10 protein-coding genes are annotated in these 13,016 nt (G+C 65.1%); 2 read left to right on the top strand and 8 right to left on the bottom strand.

Features of this window, described 5'->3' with window-relative positions; translation table 11 throughout:
* On the top strand, window positions 1-2,968 hold a 2,968-nt coding region (locus Q8N40_RS20560; RefSeq protein ID WP_305713098.1), incomplete at its 5' end, for a multidrug efflux RND transporter permease subunit.
* A gap of 105 nt (window positions 2,969-3,073) precedes the next feature.
* Here the strand turns inward: Q8N40_RS20560 and Q8N40_RS20555 are convergent.
* The 8 genes from Q8N40_RS20555 to tkt all read right to left on the bottom strand — a co-directional run bounded on the left by Q8N40_RS20555 (window position 3,074) and on the right by tkt (window position 12,408).
* Window positions 3,074-3,868 (bottom strand): inositol monophosphatase family protein, encoded by a 795-nt coding sequence (locus Q8N40_RS20555; protein WP_305713097.1) that lies wholly within the window; start codon window positions 3,866-3,868, stop codon window positions 3,074-3,076.
* A gap of 89 nt (window positions 3,869-3,957) precedes the next feature.
* Complete coding sequence (locus Q8N40_RS20550; protein ID WP_371135762.1) at window positions 3,958-5,028, bottom strand: tetratricopeptide repeat protein; 1,071 nt, start codon at window positions 5,026-5,028, stop codon at window positions 3,958-3,960.
* A gap of 47 nt (window positions 5,029-5,075) precedes the next feature.
* Window positions 5,076-5,756 carry a thiamine phosphate synthase gene (locus Q8N40_RS20545; RefSeq protein WP_305713095.1) on the bottom strand — a complete coding sequence of 227 codons (681 nt, stop codon included), beginning with the start codon at window positions 5,754-5,756 and terminating at the stop codon, window positions 5,076-5,078.
* Window positions 5,757-5,758: 2 nt separating this feature from the next.
* Window positions 5,759-6,784, bottom strand: coding sequence for a class I fructose-bisphosphate aldolase (locus tag Q8N40_RS20540; RefSeq protein ID WP_305713094.1), 1,026 nt, complete (start codon window positions 6,782-6,784; stop codon window positions 5,759-5,761).
* Window positions 6,785-6,899: 115 nt separating this feature from the next.
* Window positions 6,900-7,967, bottom strand: coding sequence for a class II fructose-bisphosphate aldolase (fba, locus tag Q8N40_RS20535; RefSeq protein ID WP_305318677.1), 1,068 nt, complete (start codon window positions 7,965-7,967; stop codon window positions 6,900-6,902).
* A gap of 41 nt (window positions 7,968-8,008) precedes the next feature.
* A complete protein-coding gene (gene pgk / locus Q8N40_RS20530; RefSeq protein ID WP_305713093.1) occupies window positions 8,009-9,202 on the bottom strand; it encodes a phosphoglycerate kinase in 1,194 nt (397 codons plus the stop codon).
* A 69-nt stretch (window positions 9,203-9,271) separates the two neighbouring features.
* Window positions 9,272-10,279, bottom strand: a complete 1,008-nt coding sequence (gene gap / locus Q8N40_RS20525) for a type I glyceraldehyde-3-phosphate dehydrogenase (protein WP_305318679.1) — start codon at window positions 10,277-10,279, stop codon at window positions 9,272-9,274.
* Between the two features lie 146 nt (window positions 10,280-10,425).
* Complete coding sequence (gene tkt, locus Q8N40_RS20520) at window positions 10,426-12,408, bottom strand: transketolase (RefSeq protein WP_305713092.1); 1,983 nt, start codon at window positions 12,406-12,408, stop codon at window positions 10,426-10,428.
* 288 nt (window positions 12,409-12,696) lie between these two features.
* Between tkt and Q8N40_RS20515 the strand changes: the two genes are divergently transcribed.
* A partial coding sequence (locus tag Q8N40_RS20515) for a DUF4164 domain-containing protein (RefSeq protein ID WP_305713091.1) occupies window positions 12,697-13,016 on the top strand: 320 nt, incomplete at its 3' end.

The raw sequence follows: 13,016 nt of genomic DNA, 5'->3' as shown, positions 1-13,016 counted from the left end.
GGAAAACCTCTACAACAGCGTGACGCGGCTGATCGAGGAAGAGCTGAACGGCGCCAACGGCATCCTGAACTTCGAATCCACCAGCGATTCGCTCGGACAGGTCGAGATCATCGCCAACTTCGTGCCCGGCACCGACACCGGAACGGCGTCGGTCGAAGTGCAGAACCGCATCAAGCGCGTCGAGGCGCGGCTTCCGCGCGCGGTGATCCAGCAGGGCATCCTGATCGAGGAGGCCTCCAGCGCGGTGCTGCAGATCATCACGCTGCGTTCAACCGACGGTACCCTCGACGAAATCGGCCTCGGCGATTTCATGATCCGCAGCGTGCTCGGCGAGATCAGGCGCATTCCCGGCGTCGGCCGCGCCACGTTGTATTCCACCGAGCGTTCGCTGCGGATCTGGATCGATCCCGCCAGGCTGGTCGGCTATGGCCTCACGGTCGACGACGTCAACAAGGCTATCACCGCGCAGAATGCCCAGGTCGCATCGGGCAGCATCGGCGCCGAGCCGAGCACGCCGGAGCAGAAGATTTCGGCGCTGGTCCTGGTCAAGGGCCAGCTCTCCTCGCCGGACGAATTCGGCGCCATCATTCTGCGCGCCAATGCGGATGGCTCGACGGTGCGATTGCGCGACGTCGCCCGGATCGAGATCGGCGGATTGAGCTATCAGTTCAACACCAGGCTCAACGGCCAGCCGACCGCCGGTCTCTCGGTGCTGCTGTCGCCGAGCGGCAATGCGCTCGCCACCGCCGCCGCGGTCGAAGCCAAGATGAAGGAACTGTCGAAGTTCTTCCCTGCCAATATTGCCTACGAAATTCCCTACAACATCACCCCGGTCGTGAAGGCCTCGATCGAGAAGGTGCTGATGACGCTGGTCGAGGCGGTGGTGCTGGTCTTCATCGTGATGTTCCTGTTCCTGCAGAACATCCGCTACACCATCATTCCCACCATCGTGGTGCCGGTGGCGCTGCTCGGGACCTGCGCGATCCTGCTGGCCGTGGGCTATTCGATCAACATGCTGACCATGTTCAGCATGGTGCTGGCGGTCGGTATTCTCGTCGACGACGCCATCGTCGTGGTCGAGAACGTCGAGCGCATCATGTCGGAGGAGGGGTTGTCTCCGAAAGAGGCCACCCGCAAGGCGATGTCGCAGATATCGAGCGCCATCATCGGCATCACGCTGGTGCTGATCGCCGTGTTCCTGCCGATGGCGTTCTTTCCGGGATCGGTCGGCATCATTTACCGGCAGTTCTCGGTGACCATGGTCGCCGCCATCGCCTTTTCCGCGCTGCTGGCGCTGTCATTGACACCGGCCCTGTGCGCGACGCTGCTGAAACCGGTAGCGGCCGGTCACGGCCACGCGCGCAAGGGTGTGTTCGGCTGGTTCAATCGGGTGCTTGAAAGCGTGAAGGTGCGTTATGCCGGCACCGTGGGCTGGTCGCTGCAACGTACCGGGCGGCTGATGCTGGTCTACGCAGCACTTCTGCTCGGACTAGGCTGGGCCTTCCTTCGCCTGCCCGGCGGTTTCCTCCCGGTCGACGATCAGGGATTTATCACGACCGACGTGCAGACGCCGGCCGACTCCTCCTATGCGCGCACCGAGGCCGCGGTCGAGAAGGTGGAAAAATACCTGGCGCAGCGCGCCGGCGTCGAGACCGTCACCTTCCTCACCGGCTTCAGCTTTCTCGGCCAGGGCATCAACACCGCGCAGGCTTTCATCACGTTGAAGGACTGGTCGGAGCGTCCGGCGAAGGATTCCGCGGCCGCCATCGTCGCCGACATCAACCGGGATCTGGCGTCGATCCGCGACGCCAAGATTTCCGCGCTGCAGCCGCCGCCGATCGACAACCTCGGCAATTCCTCCGGGTTCTCTTTCCGCCTGCAGGACCGTGGCCAGAAAGGTTATCCGGCGCTGGTCGCCGCCGCCGACCGGCTGATATCGGAGGCCAATGCGAGCCGGGTGCTGCAGAAGGTCTTCGTCGAGGGCCTGCCGGCGGGGCCGCAGGTCAACCTTGCGATCGACCGCGAGAAGGCCGGCGCGTTCGGCGTCACCTTCGAGGACATCAACAATACGATCTCGACCAATCTCGGATCGAACTACATCAACGACTTTCCGAACCGCGGCCGGATGCAGCGCGTGATCGTGCAGGCTGACGGCTCCAGCCGCATGAACGCCGACGACATTCTCAACTACAACGTCAAGAACAGCCGCGGCCAGCTGGTGCCGTTGTCCGCCTTCACCACGGTGGAGTGGTCGAAAGGTCCGACCCAGATCGCCGGATTCAACTACTACCCCGCGGTGCGCATCAGCGGCGAAGCCAGGCCCGGCTTCACCTCGGGCGACGCCATCGCCGAGATGGAGCGGCTAGCGGGCAGGCTGCCGCGCGGTTTCGGCTTTGAGTGGACCGGGCAGTCGCTGCAGGAAAAGCTGTCGGGCTCGCAGGCGCCGATCCTGCTCGGCCTGTCATTGCTGGTGGTGTTCCTCTGTCTCGCCGCGCTCTATGAAAGCTGGACCATTCCGCTTGCGGTGCTGCTGACGGTGCCGCTCGGCATCTGCGGCGCGGTGCTGGCGGCGACCTGGCGCGGCCTGCCGAACGACGTCTATTTCACGGTCGGCCTGATCACCATCATCGGGCTGGCCGCGAAAGACGCCATTCTGATCATCGAATTCGCCAAGGATTTGCGCGCGCAAGGCAAACCGTTGATCGAGGCCACGGTAGAGGCCTGCACCCTGCGCTTCCGCCCGATCCTGATGACGGGCCTCGCCTTCGTCTGCGGCGTGCTGCCGATGGTGATCGCATCTGGCGCCGGCAGCGCCAGCCAGCAGGCGCTCGGCACCAGCGTGATGGGCGGCATGATCGCGGTGGTGATCCTGGCGCTGCTGATGGTGCCGGTGTTTTTCGTAGTGGTGCAGAGGGTGCTGGCGGGGGACCGGGAGCCGAAAGCAGCGGTGCCGGAGCCGGTCCAATAAATTGTTATTGCCGGGCTTGACCGGGCAATCCATCCTTTGAAAAATTGTGATTGATGGATGCGCGGGCCAAGCCCGCGCATGACGAGTTTGCAAAAATCGCCGGTTCTACTTCCCCAACGGCCTCAATATCTTCACCAATTCCGCATGCACGAACTCATTGCCGCAGATCAAATTGCCGGTCTTCAGCGGATCGTCGTCGCCTTCGATACCGCTCACGGTGCCGCCGGCTTCACGTATGATGATCTGGCCGGCTGCCATGTCCCAGGGCTGCAGGTTGCGTTCCCAATAGCCGTCGAGGCGGCCGGCGGCGACGAAGGCCATGTCGAGCGAGGCGGCGCCGAACCGGCGCAGGCCGGCCACGCGGTTCTGGATCTCGGTCATTTCCAGCCGCGACAAATTGTGGTCGCCGCGGCCGATATGCGGCAGGCCGCAGGCGACCACGCAGTCGCCAAGCTGGCGGCGGCCGGCGACGCGCAGCCGCTGATCGTTGAGGAAGGCGCCCTTGCCGCGCTCGGCGGTGTAGAGCTCGTCATTGGCGGGATTGTAGATCACGCCGGCGATGATGGTGCCCTCGCGCTGCAAGCCGATCGAGATCGCGAATTGCGGGATGCCGTGCAGGAAATTGGTGGTGCCGTCGAGCGGGTCGACGATCCAGGTATGGGTCTTGTCGTCGCCGATCCGCACTCCGCCTTCCTCGCCGATGAAGCCGTAACCCGGCCGCGCCTTGGTGAGATCGGTCAGCAGCATTTCCTCGGCGCGCTTGTCGGCCAGCGAGACGAAATTGGCCGGTCCCTTCAGCGACACCTGCAGGTTCTCGATCTCGCCGAGATCGCGCTTGAGGCTGCGGCCGGCGCGGCGCGCGGCCTTGATCATCACGTTCATAAGGGCTGATTGCAGCATGATACCGGCTTGCAAAATGAGGGAGACGGCCCGAGGCCGTCATCGGCTTCCGATTGGGTGCCCTGCCGGTGTGGTGGCGTCAAGGCGGATCATTTGGTGCCGAGCCATTTGCGGGCGGCGTCCTGGGCCTTGCTGCGGTCTTCTGGGCTGAGCGCGGCCATCGCCTCATCGAGCGCGGGATCGCCTTTGCCGGCGGTTTTCGCAACAATGTGCCATTTCAGGCCCTCGATCTTGTCCATTGCTACGCCTTGTCCGTTCACCAGCACGCGGGCGAGGCGGTTCTGGGCGATCGCGCTGTTCTGCCGGGCTGCCTTGCTCAGCAGCGCCACCGCGGCTGCCTCGTTCTTCGGCGTTCCGGTGCCGTTGAACAGCGCGATGGCATATTCGACCTCGGCGTCGACATTGCCGGCCAGCGATGCCGCCTGCAGCAGCCGCACCGCTTTGTCGATGTCCTTGGGCACGCCGGTGCCCTCCTTGTAGAAGGTGGCGAGCGCGTATTGCGCCTCCGGATTGCCGGCGTCGGCAGCGGCGCGCAGCAGCTCCGCCGAGCGTTTGACGTCCTGCGGCAGCGTCTGCCCGTCGAGATAGAGCAGCGCCAGATTATAGGCCGCCTTCGGATTGCCGAGCTTGGCCGCGGACGCCAGCAGTTTGACCGCCTCCTCGCGGTTGACCGGGCCGCCGCGCCCGGCCAGCCGGAACATCGCCAGCGCGAACATGCCCTCGCGGTCGCCGCCGTCGCCGGCGCGCCTGTACCATTCGGCGGCCTTGGCGTAATCGCGCTTGACGCCCAGACCGTTGGCGTAGAGTTCGCCGAGCATGGTCATTGCCTTGGGATCGCCGTTGAACTGGGCGCGGTTGGTCGCCAGATCGAACGCGGTCTTGTACTGGCCGCGCTGATAGGCGCCGTAGACCAGGTCGACATTCGGATCTTCGAACACCGGGGCCGGCGTCACGGTCGCCGTTGGCGCAGGCGTTGCGGCGGGTTTTGGCGTCGCGGCCGGCGCAGGCTTCTTGGCGGCCACCGGTGGCTTCGGTTTCGGCGTTTCCTTTTTTGCGGGCGCAACCGGTGTCGGCATCCCCGGAGGCGGCAGCAGCGGCCTTGGCGCGCCGGGAGGCGGCAACAGTTGCGTCTGCGCCATGCCGCCTGCCGGGAGCATCAGTAAGCTCACCACAATCGATAGGGGGCGCAGGATCTTCATTTCCGGCGTTATCCCTGTTCGGCTTTGACTTTTCCGGACGTGGCGGCGTGCGCCTGCCTGATGGCCTGTTCGGCGTCCTTGAGCGCTGCCGCCGCGCCGCGCGGATCGGCCCAGATGAAATCGCCGACCAGGACGAAATCCGCGCCGGCTGCGGCGAATTCGCGGGCTTCTTCCAGCGACGCCGCGTAGCCGATGCAGGGCGGCTCGAACAGCTCGGCCCACCATTCGAGGCGCTCGCCGATCGCCTCGACCGCGGGCCTCAGTCCCTGCGCATCGGGCTCGCCGAACAGCACGTAATCCGCGCCGGCTTCGCCCGCGGCCATCGAATCGTGCCGGGTCGGCAGGCCGCCGACGCCGGCGATACGGTCCGGCTTCAGCGACGGCATCGCCTCTGCCAGCGCCTCGATGCCGGTCAGATGCGCGCCATCGGCGCCGGCGCGGGCGACCAGTTCGACATGGCCATCGAGCAACAGCGCCGCTCCGCCGCCCTGGACCGCGGGCGCCAGCGCCTTGATCCGCGAGATCATGGTGCGCTGGTCGGTGATCTTGAGCCGCACCAGCACCGCGGCGACGTCGGCAGCCGCCAGCAGGCCGGGAAGGCTGGCCACCAGCGCCGTGGGATCGTCCACCTCGGGGGTCGCGAGATAGAGACGCGGCACGGGGCGCGGCGGAACCGGTTTGGTGGCCAAATCTATGCCGCCTTCTTTTCGAGATCGGCCTTCCATTCGCCCCTGCTCGCGAGCGAATTCATCCGCGCGCGATGGGTGAAGGCGCGCTGGCCGGCGACGACGTTCTCCGCCTTGCCCGACCACGCCTTCTGCGGCGCCGCCTGCAGCGCCCGGCCGTAGGAGAAGGTGAGTTGCCAGGGAAGGTTACCGATCCCGTTCATCGCGCTCAAATGCGCTGACGCGTCCTCGTCGGATTGCCCGCCGGACAGGAAGGCGATGCCGGGCACCGCGGCCGGAACGCACGCCTTCAGCATCCGGATGGTCTTTTCCGCGACCTCCTCGACCGAGGCCTGCTTCGCATTCTTCTTGCCCGAGATCACCATGTTGGGCTTCAGGATCATGCCTTCCAGCGCGACGCGCTGCACCCGCAATTCCTGGAAGGTCTTGTTGAGCACGCGCTGCGTCACGTCATAACAGCGGTCGATATCGTGGCTGCCGTCCATCAGTACTTCCGGCTCGACGATAGGGACGATCTGCGCGGCCTGGCACAGCGCGGCGTAACGCGCCAGCGCGTGGGCGTTGACGTGGATCGCGGTCATGCTTGGCAGATGCTCGCCGATATCGATCACCGCGCGCCATTTGGCGAAGCGGGCGCCGCGCTCGTAATATTTCTTCAGCCGCTCGGCGAGTCTGTCCAGCCCTGACGTGACCAGCTCGCCGGGGCAGCCGGGCAGCGCCTGGGTGCCCTCGTCGACCTTGATGCCGGGGATGGCGCCGGATTGTTCGATCAGCCTGACCAGCGGCGTGCCGTCAGCGGCGTCCTGCCAGATGGTTTCGTCGTAGAGGATGACGCCGGAGATGTACTGGCGCATCGCCTCGCCAGAACGGAACAGCATTTCGCGATAGTCGCGGCGCGACTGCTCGGTCGACTCGACATTGATGGCGTCGAAGCGCTTCTTGATGGTGCCGGACGATTCGTCGGCGGCGAGGATTCCCTTGCCCGGCGCCACCATGGCCAGGGCAATTTTGTTCAGATCGGCGAGATTCATCGGTGCGTCCTCCCGGGCACTATGTGTTGCGGACTAAAATAGACGGTTCTCGGGCAAAACCCAAGAAACCGTCGAAGGGAACACAGGGATAAAGGGCGCTGGCCTGCCGGAACGGTCACGCGACTTTCGGGTCGAGTTCGCCCTTGACGTAGCGCTTCGCCATTTCGGCTGTGGTCAGCACCCGCTTGATCTTGCCGGCCTGGCCCGCGGTGTTGAATTCCTGCAGGCGCTGCTTGCAGAGCTTCGCCATTGCTTCCATCGCCGGCTTGAGATATTTGCGCGGATCGAATTCTTCCGGGTTGTCCTTCAGGACCTTGCGGATCTGTCCGGTCATCGCCATCCGGTTGTCGGTGTCGATGTTGATCTTGCGGACGCCGTGCTTGATGCCGCGCTGGATCTCGGAAACCGGCACGCCCCAGGTCGGCTTCATCTTGCCGCCATTGGCGTTGATGATGTCCTGCAGGTCCTGCGGCACCGAGGACGAGCCATGCATCACCAGATGCGTGTTCGGCAGCTTGCGGTGGATTTCCTCGATCACGTTCATGGCGAGGATATCGCCGTCCGGCTTGCGGGTAAACTTGTAGGCGCCGTGCGAGGTGCCCATCGCGATCGCCAGCGCATCGACTTTCGTTTCCTTGACGAATTTGACGGCTTCGTCGGGATTGGTCAGCAGCTGGTCGTGCGAGAGCTTGCCCTCGGCGCCGTGGCCGTCCTCCTTGTCGCCCATGCCGGTCTCGAGCGAGCCGAGCACGCCGAGTTCGCCTTCCACCGAAATGCCGCCGAGATGCGCCATGTCGGTGACGGTCTTGGTGACGCCGACATTGTACTCCCAGTCGGCCGCGGTCTTGCCGTCGGCCTGCAGCGAACCGTCCATCATGACTGAGGTAAAGCCGGCCTGGATCGCGGTCATGCAGGTGTCCGGCCCGTTGCCGTGATCGAGATGCACGCAGACCGGGATCTGCGGATAGATCTCGGTCACCGCGTCCATCATGTGCTTCAGCATGATGTCGTTGGCGTAGGACCGGGCGCCGCGCGAGGCCTGGATGATGACGGGCGCATCAAGGCTGGAGGCAGCCTCCATGATGGCCAGCGCCTGCTCCATATTGTTGATGTTGAACGCCGGCACGCCGTAATCGTGTTCCGCCGCGTGATCGAGCAATTGACGCAACGTGATGCGTGCCATGTGTTCTGTTCTCCGCGTTGGGGCTCGAGGCCCGCCTGACCCTATCGTATCTTCAAAACCTCGACGCCGGGCAAAGGTTTCCCTTCCATCCATTCAAGAAACGCGCCGCCCGCGGTCGAGACATAGGTGAAATCGCCGGCAACGCCTGCCTGGTTCAGCGCCGCCACGGTGTCGCCGCCGCCGGCGACCGAGATCAGCTTTTTGGCCTTGGTCCGCTCGGCCGCGTGTTTCGCCGCCACCATGGTGCCGCGGTCGAACGGCGTCATTTCGAAGGCGCCGAGCGGGCCGTTCCAGACCAGCGTTGCGGCGTCGTCGATCGCGGCGTGAATCCGCGCGATCGACTGCGGGCCGACATCGAGGATCATGCCGTCGGCGGGAATGGCGTCGAGGCCGTAGGCATGGGACGGCGCATTGGCGGCGAAGTGCGTGGCGACGGTCGCATCGACCGGCAGGATGATGGCGCAATTGGCGGCTTCCGCCTTGGCGATGATCCGCAGCGCGGTCGCCGCTAGGTCCTTTTCCGCAAGCGACTTGCCGACGCCGACGCCCTGCGCATGCAGGAAGGTGTTGGCCATGCCGCCGCCGATCACCAGCGCGTCGACTTTTGTCACCAGGTTTTCCAGCAGGTCGATCTTGGATGAAACCTTGGCGCCGCCGACGATCGCAATGACCGGATGGGTCGGCGCATCCAGCGCCTTGCCCAGCGCGTCGAGTTCGGCCTGCATGGTGCGCCCGGCATAGGCCGGCAGTTTGTGGCCGAGGCCCTCGGTGGAGGCATGGGCGCGGTGCGCCGCCGAGAAGGCGTCGTTGACCCAGATGTCGCCGAGCTTTGCCAGTTCGGCGACGAAGACGGGATCGTTCTTCTCTTCCTCTTTGTGGAAGCGGGTGTTTTCCAGGCATAGGATGTCGCCATCCTGCATCGCGCCGACGGCCTTGGCGGCGGCCTCGCCGATACAGTCTTCCGCGAAGGCCACCGTCTTCTTGATCACCAGTGCCAGCGCCGCGGCGACCGGCTTCAGCGACTCCTTGGCATCGCGTCCCTTGGGCCGGCCGAAATGCGCCAGCAGGATGACCTTGCCGCCCTTGCCGGATATTTCGCCGATGGTGGTTGCGATGCGCTCCAGCCTTGTGGCGTCGGTGACGCGGCCATCTTCCATGGGAACGTTGAGGTCGACGCGCAGCAGCACGCGCTTGCCCTTCACGTCGACGTCATCGAGGGTGCGGAAACTCGGCATGCGTGACTCCGGGTCGTCACACTTCGAGGCGCGCCAGGCGGCGCGCTCCTCAGGATGACGGTGAGAACTTTAAAGCAGTTTCCCCATCGCCACGGCGGTGTCCGACATGCGGTTGGAGAAGCCCCATTCATTGTCGTACCACGCCATCACCCGCACCAGCGTGCCGTTCTGCACCTTGGTCTGGTCCATGTGGAAGGTGGCGGAATGCGGGTCGTGGTTGAAGTCGATCGAGACGTTAGGCGCGGTGGTGAAGCCGAGGATGCCCTTGAGCTGCTGCTCGCTGGCGCGCTTCATCGCCTCGTTGATTTCCTTCACGTCGGTCTTGCGCTGCGCGATGATCTTGAGATCGACCACGGAGACGTTCGGGGTGGGCACGCGGATCGCGACGCCGTCGAGCTTGCCCATCAGTTCCGGCAGTACCAGGCCGATCGCCTTGGCCGCACCGGTGGAGGTCGGGATCATCGACATCGCCGCTGCCCGGCCGCGATAGAGGTCGCTGTGCATGGTGTCGAGCGTCGGCTGGTCGCCGGTGTAGGCGTGGATCGTGGTCATGAAGCCGGTTTCGATACCGACGGTATCGTTCAGCACTTTTGCGACCGGCGCGAGGCAGTTGGTGGTGCACGAACCGTTGGAGACCACCAGGTGATCTTTCGACAGCTTGTCGTGGTTGACGCCGAACACGATGGTGGCATCCGCGCCGTCCGAGGGCGCCGAAACCAGCACGCGCTTGGCGCCGGCGGTGAGATGCGCGGAGGCCTTGGCCTTGGCGCTGAAGATGCCGGTGCATTCCAGCGCGATGTCGACGCCGAGTTCCTTCCAGGGAAGCTTCGACGGATCGCGCTCGGCGGAAACCCTGATCTTGCCGTTGCCGACGCTGATCGAGTCGCCATCGACGGTGACGATGCCGGGGAAGCGGCCATGGACCGAATCGAAGCGCAGCAAATGGGCGTTGGTCTCGACCGGGCCGAGATCGTTGATGCCGACCACCTCGATATCCTTGCGGCCGGACTCGGCGATGGCGCGCAGGACGTTGCGGCCGATGCGGCCAAACCCGTTGATCGCGACCCGGATTGCCATTTGCTGTCTCTCCTTCAATGACCTCTGTCATCCCCGCGGACGGCATTGAGCCATCCACGAGGGTTTTACGGCGGACGCCCGGTTCGGCCGGGCGGGAGCGATTTAGATGACCGTTAGGTAGACCCTTTTGGGGCCAATCTCAACCGTCAGCCCAGGCGCTTCAGGGCCGCGTTTACCGCAGCCTCGGCGGTGATGCCGAAGTGCTTGTAGAGCTCCTTGGCGGGGGCGCTGGCGCCGAAACCGTGCATGCCCACAAATAGGCCATCCGACCCGATCACGGCATCCCAGCCCCACCGCACCGCGGCCTCGATCGCGATCTTGACCGGCGCATTGCCGATCACGGCCTTTTGGCGATCCGCCGGTTGCGCCAGCAGCAATTCGAGCGAGGGCACCGAAACCACCCGCGACGCGATGCCGCGCTCGGCCAGCTGCTTCTGCGCGGCCACCGCGATCTCGACCTCGGATCCGGAGGCGAACAGCGACACCCTGGCGTCGCCCTGGGCCGCGACCAGTTCGTAGGCACCGAAGCCGCATGGATTTTCTGATGGCGCCGAGCTACGCAATTGCGGCAGGTTCTGCCGGGTCAGCGCCAATACCGTCGGGCCGTCGGTCCGGTTCAGCGCCAGTTCCCAGCACTCCGCCACCTCGATGGCGTCGCAGGGACGGAACACGCGCATGTTGGGAATCGCGCGCAAGGCGGCGAGATGCTCGACCGGCTGGTGGGTCGGGCCGTCTTCGCCGAGACCGATCGAATCATGGGTCATCACATAGACCACGCCGGCGCCCATCAGCGCCGCCAGCCGCATCGCCGGACGGGCATAGTCGGTGAACACCATGAAGGTGGCGCCGTTCGGCGCGAACCCGCCATGCAGGAAGATGCCGTTCATGGCCGCCGCCATGCCGTGCTCGCGGATGCCGTAATGGATGAAGCGGCCCTTCGGCGTCTTGGCCGAGAAGGCGACGGCGGCTTTCGCCTTGTTGTTGTTGGACCCGGTGAGATCGGCGGAGCCCGCCAGAAATTCCGGCAGCGCCGGCACGATCGCCTCGATTGCCAGTTCCGACGATTTGCGGGTGGCGATGTTCTGCGGCGTCTCCAGCAGCGCCTTCTTGTGCGCCTTCAGCGCCTTCGCCAGCGAGGCCGGCCGTTCATGCCGCATGCGGCGTTCGAATTCGGCGCGCTTGCGGTTGCCGAGTTCGGCGAATTGCCTCTCCCATTCCTTGCGCGCCGCCACGCCGCGGCTACCGGCCGCGCGCCAGGCTTTCAGCACGTCGTCCGGCACCGAAAACGGCTCCGGCGCGATGCCGAGCTTCTGCTTGGCGCCCTTCAGCTCTTCGGCGCCGAGTGCTTCGCCATGGGCCTTGGCGGTGCCGGCCCGGGTCGGCGCGCCATAGCCGATCGTGGTCTTGCAGGCGATCAGCGACGGTTTGCCGGATTTCTGCGCGCGGGCAATGGCGGCCGCAATGGCCGTGGGATCGTGGCCGTCGATCGATTCGGCGGCCCAGCCGGCAGACTTGAAGCGCTTCACCTGATCCACCGAGTCGGCGATCGAGATCGGACCGTCGATCGAAATGCCGTTGTCGTCGTACAGCACGATCAACTTGCTGAGCTTCCAGTGCCCGGCCATGGCGATCGCTTCCTGCGAGACGCCCTCCATCAAATCGCCGTCGGAAGCCAGCACATAGGTGTAATGGCTGACGATCTTCTTGCCGAATTCGGCGGCAAGCATCTTCTCGGCCATCGCCATGCCGACCGACGTCGCGATGCCCTGGCCGAGCGGACCCGTCGTGGTTTCGACGCCGCTGGTTTCGAAGTGTTCCGGATGCCCCGGTGTCTTGGAGCCGAGCTGCCGGAAGTTCTTGACCTGGTCGAGCGTCATCTCCTTGTTGCCGCTGAGGTACAGCAGCGCATACATCAGCATCGAGCCGTGTCCGGCCGACAGCACGAAGCGGTCGCGGTCCGGCCATTTCGGATCGGCGGCGTCAAATTTCAGGAACTGGGTGAACAGCACGGTGGCGACGTCGGCGGCGCCCATCGGCAGGCCGGGATGGCCGGATTTGGCCTTCTCGACGGCGTCCATGGACAGGCCACGGATCGCATTGGCCATACGGGAATGATCGACCTGCGTCATGATGAAAATCCGCCTGAAATGAGATGTTTGGGGGCGATCCGCAGCGGGTGCGAATGCCGTGGTTGCTGGCCGGAAGGCACGGGTAAGTCACGGGCTGGATAGCATCTCGTTTCCCTGAGTCCAAGGCAGGCAAGCGTGCTTGCGGTGCGAAAGGCCGGTTAGCGGTGCATAGCTTCTAAGCGGCGTTGCGCTGGCCTCGCTTGCCACGTAAATTTCGCCGCCTAAACGCTTGCCGGAACGCGGATTTTGCGCTCCGGCCGGCTTCACTAGAGGTCTGCGCTGGCACCCATGAGCGATCGTCCCGCCAACGGCCCCGGCAACGCCGAGCCGGTCTTCGCCGACATCGACGCCGCGACGCGGCGGCTGATGTCGGCGCTCGACTCCTTGGAAAGCGCGGTCGAACGCCGGCGCGAGGCCGACCGCGACGAGAACGAGTTGGCGGCCCGAATACAGGCGCTTGGCGCCGACCGTTCGCGGCTCGCCGACGAACTCGACGGATCGCTGGTGAAGTCGCGCCGGCTGGAGCGCACCAATCGCGAGATCGCCGAACGGCTGGATGCGGCGATCGGCACCATCCGCTCCGTACTCGATCCCGGAGACCGCGAATG

Origin of the sequence: Bradyrhizobium sp. (assembly GCF_030693485.1) — a bacterium.
GTDB lineage: Bacteria > Pseudomonadota > Alphaproteobacteria > Rhizobiales > Xanthobacteraceae > Bradyrhizobium.
This window is presented reverse-complemented; position numbering and strand designations above follow the sequence as displayed.